Source organism: Amycolatopsis sp. CA-128772, from assembly GCF_002904295.1.
Taxonomy (GTDB): domain Bacteria; phylum Actinomycetota; class Actinomycetes; order Mycobacteriales; family Pseudonocardiaceae; genus Amycolatopsis.
In genome coordinates, this window is record NZ_PPHG01000086.1 from 84,933 (window position 1) to 102,658 (window position 17,726).

General features: G+C 72.2%; 16 protein-coding genes and 1 pseudogene. 3 read left to right on the plus strand and 14 right to left on the minus strand.

The window, feature by feature from the left end:
• Nucleotides 1-57 precede the first annotated feature (57 nt).
• Entirely contained in the window at nt 58-1,128 is a 1,071-nt protein-coding gene (locus C2L59_RS37110) for a LacI family DNA-binding transcriptional regulator (protein WP_103354248.1), read from the minus strand.
• A gap of 113 nt (nt 1,129-1,241) precedes the next feature.
• On the opposite strand from C2L59_RS37110, the gene C2L59_RS37115 reads away from it, so the two are divergent.
• Nucleotides 1,242-2,225, plus strand: coding sequence for an endo-1,4-beta-xylanase (locus tag C2L59_RS37115; protein ID WP_233223885.1), 984 nt, complete (start codon nt 1,242-1,244; stop codon nt 2,223-2,225).
• Here C2L59_RS37115 and C2L59_RS37120 read toward each other — a convergent pair.
• The 7 genes and pseudogenes from C2L59_RS37120 to C2L59_RS37150 all read right to left on the minus strand — a co-directional run bounded on the left by C2L59_RS37120 (nt 2,215) and on the right by C2L59_RS37150 (nt 8,070).
• The gene (locus C2L59_RS37120; RefSeq protein WP_103354252.1) at nt 2,215-2,763 is read right to left on the minus strand and encodes a polysaccharide deacetylase family protein; all 549 of its coding nucleotides are present in this window, start codon (nt 2,761-2,763) and stop codon (nt 2,215-2,217) included. The genes C2L59_RS37115 and C2L59_RS37120 overlap by 11 nt on opposite strands.
• 50 nt (nt 2,764-2,813) lie before the next feature.
• Nucleotides 2,814-3,745: pseudogene (locus C2L59_RS37125) on the minus strand (acyl-CoA desaturase).
• Nucleotides 3,746-4,031: 286 nt separating this feature from the next.
• Complete coding sequence (locus C2L59_RS37130; RefSeq protein ID WP_004558414.1) at nt 4,032-4,235, minus strand: cold-shock protein; 204 nt, start codon at nt 4,233-4,235, stop codon at nt 4,032-4,034.
• Nucleotides 4,236-4,335: 100 nt separating this feature from the next.
• On the minus strand, nt 4,336-5,601 hold the full coding sequence (locus C2L59_RS37135; protein WP_103354253.1) for a class I SAM-dependent methyltransferase: 1,266 nt from the start codon (nt 5,599-5,601) through the stop codon (nt 4,336-4,338).
• 11 nt (nt 5,602-5,612) lie between these two features.
• Nucleotides 5,613-7,004 (minus strand): FAD-binding oxidoreductase, encoded by a 1,392-nt coding sequence (locus C2L59_RS37140; RefSeq protein WP_103354254.1) that lies wholly within the window; start codon nt 7,002-7,004, stop codon nt 5,613-5,615.
• A 92-nt stretch (nt 7,005-7,096) separates the two neighbouring features.
• Nucleotides 7,097-7,636, minus strand: a complete 540-nt coding sequence (locus C2L59_RS37145; RefSeq protein WP_103354255.1) for a DivIVA domain-containing protein — start codon at nt 7,634-7,636, stop codon at nt 7,097-7,099.
• Nucleotides 7,633-8,070 (minus strand): DUF6292 family protein, encoded by a 438-nt coding sequence (locus C2L59_RS37150; RefSeq protein ID WP_103354256.1) that lies wholly within the window; start codon nt 8,068-8,070, stop codon nt 7,633-7,635. Before C2L59_RS37150 ends, C2L59_RS37145 begins: the two co-directional genes overlap by 4 nt.
• Nucleotides 8,071-8,256: 186 nt before the next feature.
• Here C2L59_RS37150 and C2L59_RS37155 point away from each other — a divergent pair, with 186 nt between their 5' ends.
• Together C2L59_RS37155 and C2L59_RS37160 are read left to right on the plus strand one after the other, a co-directional pair.
• A complete protein-coding gene (locus tag C2L59_RS37155) occupies nt 8,257-8,691 on the plus strand; it encodes a DUF6292 family protein (RefSeq protein ID WP_103354258.1) in 435 nt (144 codons plus the stop codon).
• Between the two features lie 14 nt (nt 8,692-8,705).
• Nucleotides 8,706-10,559: a S9 family peptidase gene (locus C2L59_RS37160; protein ID WP_103354259.1), complete on the plus strand. Its 1,854-nt coding sequence runs from the start codon at nt 8,706-8,708 to the stop codon at nt 10,557-10,559.
• Here C2L59_RS37160 and hpaD read toward each other — a convergent pair.
• From hpaD to C2L59_RS37190, 6 genes are all read right to left on the minus strand, one after another.
• Nucleotides 10,542-11,585 carry a 3,4-dihydroxyphenylacetate 2,3-dioxygenase gene (hpaD, locus tag C2L59_RS37165; RefSeq protein ID WP_103354261.1) on the minus strand — a complete coding sequence of 348 codons (1,044 nt, stop codon included), beginning with the start codon at nt 11,583-11,585 and terminating at the stop codon, nt 10,542-10,544. The two genes, C2L59_RS37160 and hpaD, sit on opposite strands and share 18 nt — an antisense overlap.
• Nucleotides 11,582-13,090 carry a 5-carboxymethyl-2-hydroxymuconate semialdehyde dehydrogenase gene (gene hpaE, locus C2L59_RS37170; protein WP_103354263.1) on the minus strand — a complete coding sequence of 503 codons (1,509 nt, stop codon included), beginning with the start codon at nt 13,088-13,090 and terminating at the stop codon, nt 11,582-11,584. The genes hpaD and hpaE overlap by 4 nt, the downstream gene beginning before the upstream one ends.
• Nucleotides 13,087-14,049, minus strand: coding sequence for a 4-hydroxy-tetrahydrodipicolinate synthase (gene dapA, locus C2L59_RS37175; RefSeq protein ID WP_103354264.1), 963 nt, complete (start codon nt 14,047-14,049; stop codon nt 13,087-13,089). The genes hpaE and dapA overlap by 4 nt, the downstream gene beginning before the upstream one ends.
• Nucleotides 14,050-14,067: 18 nt before the next feature.
• Nucleotides 14,068-14,736 carry a GntR family transcriptional regulator gene (locus C2L59_RS37180; RefSeq protein WP_103354266.1) on the minus strand — a complete coding sequence of 223 codons (669 nt, stop codon included), beginning with the start codon at nt 14,734-14,736 and terminating at the stop codon, nt 14,068-14,070.
• Nucleotides 14,718-16,136: a fumarylacetoacetate hydrolase family protein gene (locus tag C2L59_RS37185; protein WP_103354268.1), complete on the minus strand. Its 1,419-nt coding sequence runs from the start codon at nt 16,134-16,136 to the stop codon at nt 14,718-14,720. The genes C2L59_RS37180 and C2L59_RS37185 overlap by 19 nt, the downstream gene beginning before the upstream one ends.
• A 73-nt stretch (nt 16,137-16,209) precedes the next feature.
• Nucleotides 16,210-17,646 (minus strand): aldehyde dehydrogenase, encoded by a 1,437-nt coding sequence (locus C2L59_RS37190; protein ID WP_103354269.1) that lies wholly within the window; start codon nt 17,644-17,646, stop codon nt 16,210-16,212.
• Nucleotides 17,647-17,726: the final 80 nt, after the last annotated feature.

Below are 17,726 nucleotides of genomic sequence, written 5' to 3' on the forward strand. Positions count from 1 at the left end.
GGCCCGGGAACAGCGGGCCGACCGCCGGCGCCGCGCCCGCCGGCCGTGGCTCACGCCCTACCGCCCGCCGCCGGTCAGCACCCGGTAGCCCCGGTGGGCCGGGGCCGCCGTGCTGTGGCGGACCACCAGGCTGGTGGCCAGCTCGAGGCGGTGGCTCTCCGGGTCCACGCCGCGGGCCAGGGAAATCGCCAGCCGGGCGCCCGCCGCCGCCATCTCCTGGAGGGGCTGGCGGACCGTCGTCAGCTCCGGGGTCAGCCAGCGGGCGATCGGCAGGTCGTCGAAACCCACCACCGAAAGGTCGTCCGGGATGCGCAGTCCCGCGTCGCGCGCGGCTTCGTACACGCCGAGCGCCTGCAGGTCGCTGCCCGCGAACACCGCCGTCGGGCGGTCCGGGAGGGTGAGCAGTGATGCCAGCTCGCGGTAACCCGAACGGACGTGGAAGTCGCCGCGGCGGACCAGGGCCGGGTCGAACGCCAGGCCGGCCGTCTCCAGTGCCGTGCGGTAGCCGTCGATGCGGGCCCGGCTGCACAGCACCCCCTCCGGCCCGCCGATCATCGCGATCCGGCGGTGGCCCAGCTCCACGAGGTGCCGGGTCGCCGTCAGGCCGCCCTGCCAGTTCGTGGCCCCGATCGAGGGCGTCTCCGGCCCGGGCGCGCCCGCCGGGTCGACGACGACCAGCGGGATGTCCCGCGCGCGGAGCTTCGCCAGCTGCCCGCCGGTGAAGTCGGAGCAGACCGAGACGATGCCGACCGGCCGCCGGGCGAGCACGCTCTCCAGCCAGCTCTGCCCCGGCGTGTGCCGGCCCGATGAGTCGGCCAGCACCACCGCCATTCCGTTTTCGCGGGCGACGCACTCGACCCCGCGGATGATTTCCAGCGCCCAGGTGCTTTCGAGTTCGTGGAACATCAGTTCCAGCAGCCGGGAACGACGGGAGCGTTCGTCGGCCCGGCGCCGGTAACCGTATTTCCCGATGACCGCTTCGACACGGGCACGGGTGGTTTCGGCGACGTCGGGCCGGCCGTTCAGAACTTTCGAAACAGTCGGCACGGAAACACCGGTCTCGGCGGCGATCCGGGCAATGGTCACCCGGGATGCGCTCGGCTCGAGATCGTCGGACTTCGTTGTCATGAAGGAGATTCTAGGTCATCGAAACCCGATTTGAAACGGTTGGAAACTTTCGGAGCTCCATTGTCACGCGGAGGTAGAAGATGTCGGCAAGAATTCCTAAGAAACGCGCCCTGATGGCGGTTGCGGCCGTCATGGGTATTACGGTCTGGCAGGCGCCCGCCGCATCGGCGTCGGTGCCGCTGCAATACACCACGAACCGTTACGTCGGCAGCGCGGTGGCGGCGGCCTACCTGGCCTCGGAAACCGATTACCGGGCGGTGCTCACCCGGGAATTCGACAACGTGACGCCCGAGAACGAGATGAAGTGGGGCACGGTCGAAGCCGTACGCGGGACGTACGACTGGTCCGGCGCGGACGCGATCGTCGAGTACGCCCGAAGCCACCACAAGACCATCCGCGGGCACACCCTCGTCTGGCACTCCCAGCTCCCGGACTGGGTCGCCGCGCTGCCCGCCGACGAGCTGCGCCGGATCCTGCGCGACCACATCACCACGGAAGTCAAGCGGTACAAGGGGAAGATCCGCGCCTGGGACGTCGTCAACGAGATCTTCAACGAGGACGGCACCCGGCGTGACACGGTCTTCCGGCAGAAGCTCGGCGACGGCTTCGTGGCCGACGTCTTCCGCTGGGCGCACGCGGCCGACCCGCACGCGAAGCTCTACATCAACGACTACAACATCGAAGGGATCAACCCGAAGAGCGACGCGGTGTACGACCTGGTGAAAACGCTGCGGCGGCAGGGCGTGCCGATCGACGGCGTCGGCATCCAGGGGCACCTGTCGATCCAGTACGGCTTCCCGGGCCAGTACCGCGAGAACCTGGCCCGCTTCGCCAAGATCGGCGTGGAGACCGCGGTCACCGAGGCGGACGTCCGGATCCCGACCCCGCCCGACGCGGCCAAGCTCGCCACCCAGGCGAGCTACTTCGGCCAGCTCTGGGACGGCTGCCACGCGGTCCGCAAGTGCGTCGAGTTCACGACGTGGGGCTTCACGGACCGGCACTCGTGGGTGCCGGACGTCTTCCCCGGCGAGGGCGCGGCCTGCCTGTTCGACGAGAACCTGCGTCCGAAGCCGGCGTACTTCGCCCTCAACCCCTGACCGGGACGCGGCCGGGGCGCAGCCCGCGCGTGGCGAGCGCGGCGAGGATGCGGGGGACCGCGTCGAGGGTGGCCGGGCGGCCTTCGTGCAGCAGCACGACGCCGCCCGGCTCCACCCCGTCCGCCGCGGCGACGATCTCGTCCGCGGAGCAGCCGGCCCAGTCGCGGGTGTCGACGCTCCACAGCACCTCGGTGAGGCCGTGGTCCGCCAGCATCGCCCGGACGGCGGCGTCCGTGTCGCCGTAGGGCGGCCGGAACAGGGCCGGGCGGATCCCGGTCAGCCGGGTCAGGAGGTCCTGCGTGCGCCGGACCTCCTGGTCGCGGGCGGGCGCGGGCAGCGTGGACAGGTGCGGGTGCGTCCAGGTGTGGTTGCCGATCGTGTGCCCCGCCGCGGCGATCGCCCGGACCAGGTCCGGGTGCGCCGCGGCGTGCTCGCCCCACAGGAAGAACGTCGCCCGCGTGCCGCCGAGCGCGGCCAGCAGCCCCGGGGTCGTCTCGGGGTACGGGCCGTCGTCGAACGTCAGCGCGACCGTGTCCATCCGTCCAAGATCACCCGTGCCCGCGGCGGCGGGCAAGGACTTTCGAACGGTTATCGGGCCAGGGCCGCCAGCCGCTTGGCCGTCGGCCAGCGCACGTTCCACGCCCAGCCCAGCTTCTCGAACGCCCAGATCACCCGGGCGGAGACGTCGAGCTGGCCGCGCAGCACACCGTGGCGGGCCGAGGTCGGGTCCGCGTGGTGGGTGTTGTGCCAGGACTCGCCCATCGACAGGATGGCCAGCGGCCAGAAGTTCGCCGACCGGTCGCGGCTGGCGAACGGGCGCTCGCCGATCATGTGGCAGATCGAGTTCACCGACCACGTCACGTGGTGCTGGAACGAGATCCGCGCCAGGCCGGCCCAGAGGAACGCGGTCAGCGCGCCCCACCACGACAGCGTGAGCAGGCCGCCGAGCACCGCCGGGAGCAGCAGGCTCAGCACCACCCACAGCGGGAAGAGGCGGTCGACGACGCGCAGGTCGCGGTCGGCGGCCAGGTCCGGAGCGAACCGGTCGACGTTGGTCTTGTCGCGGCCGAAGAGCCAGCCCATGTGGGCGTGCCAGAAGCCACGGGCCAGCGCCACCGGGGACGTGCCGAACAGCCACGGCGAGTGCGGGTCGCCGTCCCGGTCGGAGAAGGCGTGGTGGCGGCGGTGGTCGGCGACCCAGCCGATCACCGGCCCTGCGCGGCGAGGCCGCCGGCGATGGCCAGCGCGATCCGAAGCACCCGCTTCGCCCGGAAGGAGCCGTGGGTGAAGTAGCGGTGGTAGCCGACGGTGATGCCGAGCGTCGACACCACGAAGAACGCGCCGCCGAGGGTGAGGTCGAGCCAGCTGACGCCCCAGCCCCAGAACACCGGGACGGCGGCGGTGAGCGCGAGGAACGGGACGATCAGGAAGGTGCGGATGGTGATCAGCTCGGGGATCGTCTGCTTGCCGTCGAGCACGGGTTTGGGGGTGGGCCGGGCAGCCTTCAAGGAGGCGGTCATGCGGTACTCGTTTCGAGGTCAGCGCGCGCGGGAGGGGATCCGCGCGGAAGCCGGGGAGCGGGAACACCCGGCGATCAGCGGTCTGCGGAAGGCCGGGCTCGTCGCCGCTCCTGCCGGCGATCGGCCTCGATGGCCACGGGGCGAGGGGGGAGACCGGCGGGCCGCCGACGTCCGAGGGCCCCTCGACGTGCTCCACGTTACCGGACCGTTGTGAATCCGCAGTGTGGCTCGGAACGAGTAAGGCCCCCGCCCCGGAGGGGGCGAGGGCCTTAGGGTGCCTCGTGGCTCAGATGACGCTGACGCGCTGGGCCTGCGGGCCCTTCTGGCCCTGGCCGATTTCGAACTCCACGCGCTGACCCTCGTCGAGCGACTTGAAGCCGCTGCCCTGGATCTCGGAGTAGTGGACGAACACGTCCGGACCCCCGCCGTCCTGCGCGATGAAGCCGAAGCCCTTTTCGCCGTTGAACCACTTGACACTGCCCTGAGCCATACCCATACCTACTCTTTGTAGTGAGCCTGGATGCCCCGTTCGGACACCCGGTCTCAAGACCATTATCCCATCACCGGGCCGAAGAGGCCACCCCCGGTCGTCAAACTCCCCAATCGGGGCGCAGCGGCATGCTCATGCCGCCCTCGCGGTCGGTCCGGACGCCCAGGATGTGGTGCAGCTCGATCTCGCGGCGTTCGAAGGCCAGCCGGCAGGCCGCCAGGTAGAGCGCCCACACGCGGCTGCGCCCGGCACCGGCCTCGGCGACCGCCTCGTCCCAGTGCTCGTCCAGGTTGGCGCACCACCCGGCCAGCGTCTTCGCGTAGTGCTCGCGCAGGTTCTCCGAGTGCCGCACCTCCAGCCCGGCGTCGTGCATGGCCGTGACCAGCTCGCCCGGGGACTCGAGCTCGCCGTCCGGGAAGACGTACCGGTCGATGAACCCGCGCGACCGGTGGGCGACGCTGGAATCGGGGTTGGTGATGCAGTGGTTGAGCAGCCGGCCGTGCGGCTTCAGCTTGGCGGCCAGGAAGCGGAAGTAGCCGGGGACGTTGCGCGCGCCGATGTGCTCGGTGAGCCCGATCGAGGAGATCGCGTCGAACCCCGTTTCGGTGACGTCCCGGTAGTCCAGGTGCCGGATCTCGGCCCGGTCCGCCAGGCCGAGCGCGACGATGTTCTTCTGCGCCCACTGCGCCTGTTCACGCGAAAGGGTGACACCGAGCGCCTCGACGCCGTAGTGCCGGACCGCGTGCGCGACCATCCCGCCCCAGCCGCAGCCGACGTCGAGCAGGCGCATTCCCGGCTCGAGGCCGAGCTTGCGGCAGATCAGGTCGAACTTGTTCGCCTGGGCCTCTTCCAGCGTCGCGTCCGCGGTCGGGAACACCGCGCACGTGTACGCCATCGACGGGCCGAGGACCAGTTCGTAGAACCGGTTGGACACGTCGTAGTGGCTGGCGATGGCTTCGCTGTCGCGTTGCTTCGAGTGCCGCAGCGCGGTCAGCCCGCGCCGGAACCGGCTCGGGTGTTCCTCGGCCGGCGGCTTGACCGGCCGCAGGTGGCGCGGGCCGAGCTTGCGCAGCAGCCACACCCGGTCGGCCGGGGTGAGCTGGTCGACCTGGGCGGCCAGTGCGTGCAACGCCGTGTAGAGGTCGCCTTCGACGTCCAGCGCGCCGGCGACGTACGCGCGGGCCAAGCCGAGGTCGCCGGGGGAGGACATCAGGTAGTCCAGCGCCAGCGGGGACCGCACCCGGATGGCCACCGGGGCGTCGGCCGGGCCGCTGCTGCTGCCGTCGTAGGCGGTGATCGACACGGTCGCGCGCGGGCCGAGCAGCCGCTCGAAGACCTCGCCGACCGTGGGGCTGTCCTGGGTCACGTTCGTTCCTTTCACCGGCGGCGGACGCACTTCTCGTAGAGGCCGAGCAGCCGCTCGCCCGGGTCGTAGGCCTGCTTGAGCGCGCGGTAGGCGTCGCCGTTGTAGAGCCGCCAGAACTCGTCTTCGGTGTAGAAGCTGTCCGAATAGAGCGACTTGTGGCCGCCGAGCCGGGTGACCTCGGCCTCGACCAGCCGGTTGTGCACGCCGTCGCGCTCGCCGGGGTCCAGCGGCACGGCCGACCAGAACCCGAAGTTGACGTAGAGCTCTTCGGGGTCCAGTTCGTAGAGCGGCCAGCGGACGCCGCCGGGCCGTTGCCGCAGCGGGCAGATCCAGACCGGGCTGATCGGGATCTCCCGTTCGAAGAACTCGAGGAACTCCGCGGCCCGGCTGAGCGGGACCTCGATGTCCTGCACGATCGTCTCCTCCGGCGGCAGGCGCCGGAGTTTCAGCAGCCGCTCGGCGATCCGGAACCGGCGGTCGAGGGCGACGGCCTTCCAGTACACCGAGGACCGGAGCAGGCGGCGGCCGAGCAGCAGCCGCGGCAGCTTGTGCTGGACGCCGAACGCCCGCGAGCACCAGAACCAGTCCGTGTCCCAGCGCCAGAGGTAGTCCCGGACGGTGAGGTGGTCGGTTCCGCGTTCCCGGATCGAGCGGTAGTAGATGTTCAGCCAGGTGTAGTCGCTGGTCGCCGGCGCGCTGTCGGTGAACGTGCCGAGGGTGAGGTACAGCTCGTCCGGGCCGAACACCGTGCCGTCGACGAAGTCGTGCTCGCCGGCGTCGCAGGCTTCGCGAAGGGCGCTGAAGTAGGTGTCCCGGTCGTGGAAGCGGACGTGCCGGAGCTCGACGAACGGCTTCACCGGCTCCAGGAGGATCCGCAACCGCAGGGCGTAGCCGAGCGTGCCGTAGGAGTTGGGGAAGCCGTGGAACAGGGCGCGGTGCTCGTTGTCCGGCGTCGCGACGACGATCCGGCCGTCCCCGGTGAGCACCTCGAGCTCGAGCACCGACTCGTGCGGCATGCCGTTGCGGAACGACGAGGACTCGATGCCGAGCCCGGTGACCGCGCCGCCGAGCGTGATGGTCTTGAGCTGCGGCACCACCAGCGGCATCAGGCCGTGCGGCAGCGTCGCGTCGACGAGCTGCTCGTAGGTGACCATGCCCTCGACGTCGGCGGTGCGGGTCTCCGGGTCGACGCGCAGGACGTGGCTGAACCCGGAGACGTCCAGCCCGGGGTGCTTGGCGGCGGCGCGGGAGCGGAAGAGGTTCGACGTCCGTTTCGCCAACCGGACGGTCGCTTCGCCGCTGATCGCGGTGAGCTGCCGTCTCAGGGCGTCGACGCGGGCTTCGTGCGCGGGGAAAGCCGGGCCCGGACGGGCTTCCGGCACCCCGGCCTGATCGATGGTCACGTCCCGATCCTGCCTCACGCCGACGGCGGGCGCACTGGTGCCACCGGTGCACGATTTCCCGGCCCTTCCCGGGGGGTGGGAACCGGTCCGGATCAGGCCACCGCGCGGAGCGGGCGCTGCCCGTCCAGCAGCGACTCCGCGTCGGCGAGGACGGCGTCGACGTGCCGCAGCCGCTCGGCCGTGCGGCGTTCGACCGCGGCCAGCCGGTCCGCGCGGGTGCGGGCGCCGGCGACGATCCGGTACGCCTGCGCGCGGGCGTCGGCGGTCCGCCGCTGCGCGGCTTCTTCGGCGTCCCGGACGATCGCGGCAGCGCGCTCCTTCGCCGTCGCGACGATCCCGTCCGCTTCGGCGCGCGCCAGTCCCAGGAGGTGCCCGACGCGGTCGCCGACCGCGGCCGGGTCCGCGGGGGTGCGGCAGAGCCGGTCGGTGCGGGCGCTCAGCTCGGTGAGTTCGGTTCGGGCCCGTTCGAGCTGCCGCGCGAGCGTCTCGGCTCCGGCAACGGCGGCGTCGCGGTCGGCCGTCAGCCAGCGGATCTCGGCGAGGAGCTCGTCGATCCGCTCGTCGACCTGCTCGCGGTCGTAGCCGCGCAGCCGCAGCGCGAAGCTCTCGGGCAGGGGCAGCGGCGCGGTCATCGGGCCGCCGCCGGCCGGCGCAGCACCGCGGCGAGTGCGTCGGCGTCGTCCGCGGTCCGCAGCGGTACGGGGTCCGGCCGCCCGACGGTGTGGTCGTCCTCGTACAGGGCGGCGACGAACCGCGCGACCCGCCGCGGGGGCGGGGCGACCGTGGGGCCGCCCAGGTAGCGCAGGACGATCAGGTCTTCGCCGGAGTGCGTCTCGACGGCGGCCGCCCAGCCGTGCACCTCGTCCCAGAGCAGGGCCAGGTCCCGGCCGGGGTAGTGCGGCAGCCGGGGGTCGAGGGCGACGTAGGCGGAGATCGGGCGGTCGTGGTCGACGGCGCACGATTCGAGGCCGATGCCCAGCTCGGCGGTGACGTCGCGGAGGTAGCCGAGCAGCGCGGGGACGGCGGGGTGCGGGTAACCGGTCGGGAGTTCGATCGATGCGGTCACGGGGGTGCGGCACCTTTCTCTTCGGGTGCTCCTGTTCTAACATGTCATCGGAATGATGACAACAGGGATGTCGCCGGATGGACGACACAGCCGCCCGGTTCGCCGGGATTGACCCCGGCACCGGCGGGGTACCCGATCGAGTGATCGCGGAGGATCCCGCGGCGGGACGGGGAAAGCGAGGCGGCGTTGAGCATTCTGATCGACTTCGGGCGCGACACGGAGTTCTCGTTCGAGCGGCGGTTGCGGGGGTACGTGGGGGCGGTCGCCCGGGCGGTGGGGGTGGGCCTGGAGTCCTGCACGCTGGACACCGGCACCCCGGCGGCGGCCTACATCGCCCTCGACTGGCGCCTGTCCCGGTTTCCCGGCCACGACCTGGCCCTGGTGTGGGACGAGGTCCACGGCTGGGCGGCGGCGCTCGAGGACACGACCGGTTCGACGGTCCTGACCTACCTCGGCGGCGAAGTCCTGCCGGACCCCCGTGCGGTGGTCCGGTTCCTGGCGGCGGTCCGCGCGGACGACCCGGACGCCGGCACCCTGGACGCCCCGGTCCTGCGCGAGGCGGGCGATCACGAGCAGCTGCTGGCGCTGGTCCCGGAGGTGGCACCGGCCGCCCGCGCTTAGGCAGACTGAGGGGCATGGGGGAGCTGACGGCGGAGGCCGTGGTCGACCGGGCGGTGCCGCAGACGCCGAGGCTTTCCCCGGACGGCCGATGGGTGGTCTTCGTGAGCGCCCCGGTGAGCCGGTTGGGACAGCACGCGGTGAGCGGCCTGTGGCTCGCTCCCGCCGACGGGAGCGAGCTGCCCCGTGAACTCGCCCCGGGTCCGGCGGAGGACCGGGAACCGCGCTGGTCGGCGGATTCGGCGTGGATCTGGTTCCTGTCGGACCGCGCCGAACCCGGTACGGCGCAGCTGTACCGGGTGCGCCGGGAGGGCGGGACGCCGGAGCGGCTGACCGACTGGCCTCCGGGCATCCACGATCACGTACTGCTGCCGGACACCGGCGCGGTGGTGCTCGTCGCGCCGGAGGAAACGGAAGCGACAGCCGACCCCCGGGTGCGCGTGGTGCGGCCGGGTGCGGCCGAGGCACCCGTCTGGGACACCGTCGCCCGGCCGCAGCGGCTCTGGCTGCTCGACCCGCGGACCCGCGCTGTCCGCCCCCTCGGGGACTTCGGCCGCCGGCACGTCACCGGAGCCGCGCCCCGGCCGGACGGCCGCACCCTCGCCGTGCTCACCTGGTCCGTCGCCGACCGGGAGCCGGGGCGCTTCGATCCCGGCCTCCACCTCCTCGACCCCGCCACCGGTGCCCGGCAGGAGCTCGGCGTCCCGGCGCCGGAGGCCCGCTCGCTCACCTGGTGGCGCGACGCGACCGGGTGGCGCCTCGCCTACCTCGGCGTGACCCCGCCCGGGCTGATCGGGGGCAACGCCGTCTTCGACGCCGGTGACCACGGGAACCTCACCGCCGGGCTGAGCTCCTGCCCGGCCGAGCTGGCCGGGTCCGGCGACGGCGGCCTGCTGGCGCTGTTCGCCGACGGCCTCGACACCACGATCCGGCGCTTCGACCCCGCCACCGCCACCTTCGCCGAACTCGGCCACGCGCCCGGCAGTCTGGAGGACCTGAACGCGAGTGCCGGCAGGATCGCCGTCGTCGCGAGCACCGCCACCGAGCCCGACGCCGTCCACTGCGGACCACCCGGCGGCCCGCTCATCCCGCTCGGCGAACCACCGCTGCCCGGGATCCGGTGGGGCACCCAGGAACGCCTGTCCTACCGCGCCGGAGACGGCTTGGAGCTCGACGGCCTCCTGATCCTCCCACCCGGCCGGACCCGCGCCGACGGACCGTTCCCGCTGGTCACCCTGGTCCACGGCGGCCCATACGACCGCTACGCCGACCGGTTCCAGCTCCACTGGTCCCGGTCCGGCCAGTGGCTGGCCGCCGCCGGGTTCGCGGTGTTCCTCCCGAATCCCCGCGGCGGCCTCGGCCACGGGCACGCCTTCGCCGCGTGCATCGAAAAGGGCGTCGGCGGTGCGGAGTTCACCGACCTCCTCACCGGAATCGACCTGCTCGTCGAAGCGGGCGTCGCCGACGAAGACCGGCTCGGGATCGCCGGCGGGAGCCACGGCGGGTTCATGGCCGCCTGGGCCGTCGCGCACTCGGATCGCTTCAAGGGGGCCGTCGTCAACGCGGGCGTCATCGACTGGCCCCTGCTCGGCGCGACCGGTGAGCACGGCCGGTACGACTTCGCCCTCGGCAGCCGCGAAACCAGCCCGATCACCTACGCGGACCGGATCGCGGCCCCCGTGCTCATCGCGCACGGCGAGGACGACACGAACGTCCCGCTCTCGCAGGGCGAGCTCCTGCACCACGCCCTCGGCGACCGCGAGCACGAGTTCGTGGTCTACCCCCGGGAGGGGCACTCGCTCCGTGAACGCGGCCACCAGCTCGACTACCTGCACCGCACCCGCGACTGGTTCCTACACCTGCTCGCCTAACTTGAACTCCGCTTCACCGGTGCGGTAGGAGAACCCGTCGGCGCCGATGGTGACGTCGGCTTCGCGCGGCTCGGCCCGTTCGAGGACCGGCTGGACCGAGCCGTCGAGGTCCAGCACGACCGACGCGTCGGTGTACCAGCTCGGCACCACCGGGTTGCCCCACCAGTCGCGGCGCTGGTTGTCGTGGACATCCCAGGTGATCACCGGGTTGTCCGGGTCGCCGGTGTAGTAGTCGTGCGTGTAGAGCTCGATGCGGTGCCCGTCCGGGTCGCGGACGTACAGGTAGAACGCGTTCGACACGCCGTGGCGGCCCGGCCCGCGCTCGATCATCCCGGACTTCCGCAGCGCGCCCAGGTGGTCGCAGATGTGCAGGATCTGGTGCCGCTCGTGCGAGGCGAACGCGATGTGGTGCAGCCGCGGGCCGTCGCCACCGGTCAGGGCCACGTCGTGCACCGTCGGCTTGCGGAACATCCAGGCCGCGTACACCGTGCCCTCCTCGTCCTGGATGTCCTCCGAGACGCGGAAACCCAGGCCCTCGTAGTACTTCCGGGCCGCCGGGACGTCCGGGGTGTCGAGGTTGAAGTGGTCCAGCCGCGACAGGGCGCCGGCGCCGTGGACGTCGTAGCGCTGGGTGAACCGCTCGACGTGCTCGGCCTCGTGGAAGAACTCCACCGGGAACCCGAGCGGGTCGAGCACCCGCACCGCCTCGCCGATCCCGCGCGTGGCGCCCGCCGCCCGGCGCTCGACCCGGCAGCCGAGCGCGCGGTAGTACGCCTCGGCCAGGTCGAGGTCGGCCGGGGTGCGCACGCGGTAGGCCAGCACGCCCAGCGCGGGCACCGGTCCCTTCCGCAGCACCAGCGAGTGGTGCAGGTACTCCTCGAACGCCCGGAGGTACAACGCGTCGGCGTCTTCGTGGGTGACGACGAGCCCGAGCACGTCGACGTAGAACGCCCGCGACGCGGCCAGGTCCGTGACGACGAGCTCGGCGTACGCGCAGCGGATGACGTCCGGCGGAGTGGTGGTCATGACTGTCCCTTCCGGACGGCACCGAAGCGGGCGGTGTGGACCGGCCCGAGCGAAACGTGGATGGCCTGCTGGTCGGTGTAGAAGTCGAGCGAGCGGTAGCCGCCTTCGTGGCCGAGGCCGGACGCCTTGACCCCGCCGAACGGCGTCCGCAGGTCGCGGACGTTGTGCGAGTTCAGCCAGACCATCCCGGCCTCGACGGACTGCGCGAAAGTGTGCGCCCGCTCCAGGTCGGCCGTCCACAGGTACGCGGCCAGCCCGTACTTGACGCCGTTGGCCAGTGCGAGGGCCTCGGCTTCGGTGTCGAACGGGGTCAGCGCGACGACCGGGCCGAAGATCTCCTCCTGGAAGATCCGTGCGGTCGACGGTACGTCGGCGAACACCGTCGGCGCCACGTAGTTGCCGCTGTCCGACCCGGACGGGCGGCCGCCGCCGGCCAGCAGCCGGCCTTCGGTCTTGCCCAGCTCGACGTACCGCATCACCTTGTCGTAGTGCTCCGGGTGCACCAGGGCGCCGACCTCGGTGGCCGGGTCGTGCGGGTCGCCGACGACGATGTTCGCCGCCCGTTCCGCGTACCGGGCGCAGAATTCCTCGTAGATCGGGCGCTCCACCAGGATCCGGCTGCCCGCCGTGCAGCGCTCGCCGTTGAGGGAGAACACGCCGAACAACGTCGAGTCGATGGCGGCGTCGAGGTCCGCGTCGGCGAAGACGATCGCCGGGGACTTGCCGCCCAGCTCCATCGACATGCCCTTGAGGTGGGCGGCGCAGTTGCGGTAGATCGTCTGCCCGGTCGTGGTCTCGCCGGTGAACGAGATCAGCGGGACGTCCGGGTGCTTGACCAGGGCGTCACCCGCTTCCTCGCCGTAGCCGTTGACCAGGTTGAACACGCCATCGGGCAGGCCCGCGCCGGCGAAGATCCCGGCCCACAGGCTCGCCGAGAGCGGCGTGAACTCGGCCGGCTTGAGCACCACCGTGCAGCCCGAGGCCAGCGCCGGTGCGAGCTTCCAGCTCTCCAGCATGAACGGCGTGTTCCACGGCGTGATCAGCCCGGCGACGCCGACCGGCTTGCGGTGTACGTAGTTCACCTGCCGGCCCGGCACCTGGTAGGTGTCGTCGGCCTGGGCGACGACGAGGTCGGCGAAGAACCGGAAGTTCTCGGCCGCGCGCTGCGCCTGCCCGAGGGCCTGGGTGATCGGCAGGCCGGTGTCGAACGTCTCCAGCTCGGCCAGCCGCTTGTCCTGCGCCTCGACGGCGTCGGCGATCTTGTTCAGGATCCGGGCCCGGGCCCGCGGCAGCATCCGCGGCCACGGGCCTTCGACGAACGCCTTGCGCGCCGCGGCGACCGCCCGGTCGACGTCCTCGGCCTGGCCCGCGGCCGCTGTGACGTACGGGGTGTTGGACACCGGGTCGAGCACGTCGAACGTCCTGCCCGAGACGCTGTCGACGAGCTCACCGCCGATGTAGTGCTTGAGCTCGCCCGGCAGTCCTTCCGGGACGTAGTGGGTCATCGCGTTCCTTCCACGGCAGAGCCTTCCACGGTGAAGCCTTCGGTCGGCGACAGGTATTTCGCGCCTTCGGTCATGAGGTCCTCGATGCGGGCGACGCCCTTCGCGGTCGGCGGGATCAGCGGCGGCCGGACGTGGCCGGAGGCGATCAGCCCGCGCTGCTGCAGGACCCACTTGCCCGGCGCAGGGTTGGTCTCGACGAACAGCAGATCGACGAGCGGGTGCAGGCCGTAGTGGATCTCCCGGGCCCGTTCGTGGTCGCCGGCCTCCCACGCGGTGTACATCTGCGCGCAGGCGGCCGGGGCGATGTTGGCCGTCGCGCTGACGAACCCGGCGCCGCCGAGCGCGAGCAGCGGCAGGCAGAGCAGCTCGATCCCGGACCAGACCAGCAGTTCCCGGCCGCACAGGTGCAGCACGCGGGAGAAGTGCTCGAAGTCCTTCGTCGTCTCCTTGATCCCGACGAAGTTTTCGCACGAGCGGTACAGCCGCGCGACGGTCTCCGGCGCGAGGTCGACCGCGGTCCGGCTCGGCACGTTGTAGGCGACGATCGGCAGATCGGGGAACTCCCGGCAGACCGTGCGGTACCAGACGAACAGCGCGTCCTGCGTCGGCCGCGCGTAGTACGGCGTGATGACCAGGGCGGCGTCGATCCCGGCGTCCTGCGCGAGCGCCGTCAGCTCCAGGGTTTCGTCGAGCTTCGCCGAGCCGGTGCCAGGCACGAACGGGACGCGGTCGCCGACCTCGGCGGCCACCGTCCGGATCGCCTCGGCGCGCTCGGCCACCGTCTGGGAGCCGGGCTCGCCGGTGGAACCGCCGATCGAGATGCCGTGCGTGCCGGAAGCGAGCTGCCAGCGCACGAGGTTCGCCAGGCCGTCGTGGTCGACCGCCCCCTCGGCGGTGAACGGCGTCATCAGCGGCGCGATCGACCCGCGGATGGCCTGGGGGTCGGAGCGGAATCGCATGGGTTTCCCTTTCCTGCGTCAGTGGCGGCGGTAGGCGAGGTAGGCGTCCAGGGTGGCCAGCCGGTGGGCGCGGACGGCCTGTTCGACTTCGGCGGCGGGTGCGCCGTTTTCAAGGAGGCCGAGGATGGTTTCGTGCTCGGCGACCGATTCGCGGGCGCGCCCGGGCACGAAGCTGAACGTCGAAGAGCGCAGGCCGCTGAGCCGGTCCCAGCCGCGCCGGACCAGGTCGAGCACCTGCGGGTTGGGGCAGGCGTCGAACAGCACGGCGTGGAAGTCGCGGTTGAGCCCGGTGAACCGGGCCGGTTCGAAGTGCCCGAGGCAGCCGGCCAGTTCGGTGTTGAGCGCCCGGGCCTTCGCCAGGGCGCCGGCCGGGAGGACGGGGGTGGCGAGCGCGGCGGCGTAGCCCTCGACCAGGGCGAGGGTCTGCATGGTGTGCTGGTACTCGCTTTCGTCGACCATCGCGACCTGCGCGCCGACGTTGCGCTCGAAGGTCACCAGGCCCTCGGCCTCCAGCAGCCGGATCGCCTCGCGGATCGGCACCACGCTGACGCCGAGCTCCTGCGCGAGCTGCCCGAGGACCAGCCGGTAGCCGGGGGAGAAGGTGCCGTCGGCGATCCGGGCCTTGATCCACCGGTAGGCGATCCGCGACTTGCTCATCGCCGCGCCGTTCACCGTTTCGCGCGCCATGCGGTGTACCTCCCGCGCCAGTGCTCGTCCATCGGGTAGAGCCCCTCGACGCGTTCGCCCGCGGCCACCTGCTCGGCGATGAACGTCTCCTGCAGCTCCTGCTCGATCGCCGCGTCGACGATTTCTTCGACGAGGTCCGGCGGGATGACCAGGACACCGTCGCCGTCGCCCACGATGACGTCGCCGGGGCAGACCGCGGCGCCGCCGCAGGCGATGGCGACGTCGACGTCCCACGGCACGTGCCGCCGGCCGAGCACCGCCGGGTGCGGCCCGGCGTGGTAGGTCGGGATGTCCAACGCGGACACCGCGGCCAGGTCGCGGACCCCGCCGTCGGTGACGATCCCGGCCGCGCCGCGCACCTGCGCCCGCAGCGCGAGGATGTCGCCGACGGTGCCGGTGCCGCGTTCCCCGCGGGCCTCCATGACGAGGACGTCGCCCGGGCCGAGCGTGTCGATCGCGCGCTTCTGCGCGTTGTAGCCGCCGCCGTGGGCCTTGAACAGGTCTTCGCGGTAGGGCAGGTACCGCAGGGTCCGCGCGCGGCCGGTCAGCCGGGCGCCCGGCCGGGTCGAGGTGAGCCCGTCGATCGACACGGCGTTGTAGCCGCGCTTGCGCAGCTGGGCCGACAGCGTGGCGGTGCCGACGGACTCGATCCGCTCCTTCAGGGCCGCGGTCAGCCCGAACCCCGGCTCGGCCGTCCCGTACGCGTCCGCGCGCTGCTGCTCGTCGACCCGGGGGAGGGCGCCGTACGGTCCGAACGGGACGGTCCCGCCGGCGATCGTCGTGACGAGCCGGCCGGTGGTGTGGCGGCCGCTGTCGACCTCGACCTCGACGACGTCGCCGGGGATGACGACCGACGCGCCCGCGGGGGTGCCGGTCAGGACGACGTCGCCGGGTTCGAGGGTGATCAGCTGCGAGAGGTCGGCGACCAGCCGCCCGAAACCGAAGAGCAGGTCGCCGGTGGTGTCCTCCTGGACGAGCTCGCCGTTGACCCAGGTCCGCAGCCGCAGCGCGGCCGGGTCGAGGTCCGCCGCGGGCAGCACCGCCGGGCCGAGCGGGGTGAAGCCGTCGCCGCCCTTGGACCGCAGGTTGCTGCCCTTGTCGGCGTACCGGAGGTCGTAGACGCCGAAGTCGTTGGCCGCGGTGACGCCCTCGACGTACGACCAGCCTTCTTCGGGCGTGACGCGGCGGGCGGTGCGGCCGATGACCAGCGCGATCTCGCCTTCGAAGCCCAGCAGCTCGGTGCCGGCCGGGCGCTCGAGCACGGCGCCGCTCGCCGCGACGGACGTCGGCGGCTTGAGGAAGTACGACGGCTGCTCCGGCACCCGGCCGCGCTGGGCGGCGCGGGAGCGGTAGTTCAGGTGCAGCGCGATGATCTTGCCGGGCCGCGCGATGCTGGTCATCCGTGGTTCCTGCCTGCCGGTTCGGGAAGATATCCAAAATAATATACGATCGGTGGCACGGGGAAACCCCCTTTCAGGTCCCGTAGTGCAGCCAGACGGACTTGACCTCGGTGTACGCGTCGAGGGCCCACGGCCCCATCTCGCGGCCCCAGCCGGACGCCTTGTAGCCGCCCCACGGCGCCGCCATGTCGGGGATCGGGGGCATGTTGACGAAGACCGCGCCGGCCCGGATGCCGTCGGCGTACCGCTGGGCCGTGCGCAGGTCGCGGGTCCACACCGTGGCGGCCAGGCCGTACTCGGTGTCGTTGGCCCGGGCCAGGGGCTCGTCGCCGTCGTCGTAGGCGGTCACGGCCAGCACCGGGCCGAAGATCTCCTCGCGCATGATCGCCATGTCGTCGCGGACGCCGGCGAACAGCGTCGGGGTGTAGAAGTAGCCGTCGCCGTCGACCGGGTGGCCGCCGGTGACGAGGTCGGCGCCCTGGTCACGGCCGGTGCCGACCAGGACGTCGACGTGTTCGCGGTGCTTGGCCGACACGAGCGGGCCGAGCTGTGTGGTCTCTTCGGTACCGGGCCCGAGCCGGAGCCCCTCCAGGCCGCGCGCCATCTTGTCGACGAACTCCTGTTCGCGCTTGCGGTCGACGTAGAAGCGCGTGTACGCGGCGCAGACCTGGCCGGTGTTGAGCGTCGCCCCGGCGAGGTTGCCCGCGACGGCGGCGTCGATGTCGGCGTCGGCCGCGATGATGCTCGGGGCCTTCCCGCCGAGTTCGAGGGTGAGCCGCTTGAGGTTGGACGCCGCGCTCGCCGCGGTGATCAGCTTCCCGACCGCCGTCGAGCCGGTGTAGGAGACGTGGTCCACGTCCGGGTGTCCGGTCAGCAGGGCGCCGACCGCGCCGTCGCCGGTGACGAGGTTGACCACGCCGGCCGGGATCCCGGCTTCGTGGACCAGCTCGACCAGGCGGATGCTGGTCAGCGGCGTCACCTCGCTGGGTTTGATGACCACTGTGTTGCCGGTGGCCAGGGCCGGCGCGAGCTTCCAGGCGAGGATCATCAGCGGGAAGTTCCACGGCGTGATCAGCGCGTTCACCCCGACCGGCTCGCGGCGGGTGTAGTGCAGGGTGTCCGGGAAGGACACCGGGTTGGTGGTGCCCTGCAGCTTCGTCACCCAGCCCGCGAAGTAGCGGAAGTGCTCGGCCGCGCCGGTCACGCTCACCTGCCGGGACACCCCGATCGGCTGGCCCTGGTCCAGGGTCTCCAGCCGGGCCAGCTCCTCGTGGTGCTGCTCGACGAGGTCGGCCAGCCGGAACAGCAGCGCGGCGCGCCGGACCGGCAGCAGCCCGGCCCACGCGGGCGCGGAAAGCGCTCGCCGGGCGGCCGCGACGGCGGCGTCGACGTCGGCTCGCGAGGCCGTGCCGACCTCTTCGATGACCTGCCCGGTGGCCGGGTCGTGGGTGGGGAGCGCGCCGCCGCCGGCTTCGGTCCACTGTCCGTCGATGCACAGGCGTGTCGCCATCCCGTTGTCCTCCTCGGCCTGGGGTGAGCCGAGTATCGGGCGGCGGGACGCCGTGGGTCTTGTCCGCTCCCGCACGCCCG

What these genes read in the sequence shown, in the direction of transcription:
- C2L59_RS37120 (WP_103354252.1), bottom strand. Translation starts at nt 2,763, where the DNA reads ATGGACACGGTCGCGCTGACGTTCGACGACGGCCCGTACCCCGAGACG.
- C2L59_RS37160 (WP_103354259.1), top strand. Translation starts at nt 8,706, where the DNA reads ATGGGGGAGCTGACGGCGGAGGCCGTGGTCGACCGGGCGGTGCCGCAG.
- C2L59_RS37115 (WP_233223885.1), top strand. Translation starts at nt 1,242, where the DNA reads ATGGCGGTTGCGGCCGTCATGGGTATTACGGTCTGGCAGGCGCCCGCC.
- C2L59_RS37145 (WP_103354255.1), bottom strand. Translation starts at nt 7,636, where the DNA reads ATGACCGCGCCGCTGCCCCTGCCCGAGAGCTTCGCGCTGCGGCTGCGC.
- hpaD (WP_103354261.1), bottom strand. Translation starts at nt 11,585, where the DNA reads ATGACCACCACTCCGCCGGACGTCATCCGCTGCGCGTACGCCGAGCTC.
- C2L59_RS37110 (WP_103354248.1), bottom strand. Translation starts at nt 1,128, where the DNA reads ATGACAACGAAGTCCGACGATCTCGAGCCGAGCGCATCCCGGGTGACC.
- C2L59_RS37180 (WP_103354266.1), bottom strand. Translation starts at nt 14,736, where the DNA reads ATGGCGCGCGAAACGGTGAACGGCGCGGCGATGAGCAAGTCGCGGATC.
- C2L59_RS37190 (WP_103354269.1), bottom strand. Translation starts at nt 17,646, where the DNA reads ATGGCGACACGCCTGTGCATCGACGGACAGTGGACCGAAGCCGGCGGC.
- hpaE (WP_103354263.1), bottom strand. Translation starts at nt 13,090, where the DNA reads ATGACCCACTACGTCCCGGAAGGACTGCCGGGCGAGCTCAAGCACTAC.
- C2L59_RS37130 (WP_004558414.1), bottom strand. Translation starts at nt 4,235, where the DNA reads ATGGCTCAGGGCAGTGTCAAGTGGTTCAACGGCGAAAAGGGCTTCGGC.
- C2L59_RS37185 (WP_103354268.1), bottom strand. Translation starts at nt 16,136, where the DNA reads ATGACCAGCATCGCGCGGCCCGGCAAGATCATCGCGCTGCACCTGAAC.
- dapA (WP_103354264.1), bottom strand. Translation starts at nt 14,049, where the DNA reads ATGCGATTCCGCTCCGACCCCCAGGCCATCCGCGGGTCGATCGCGCCG.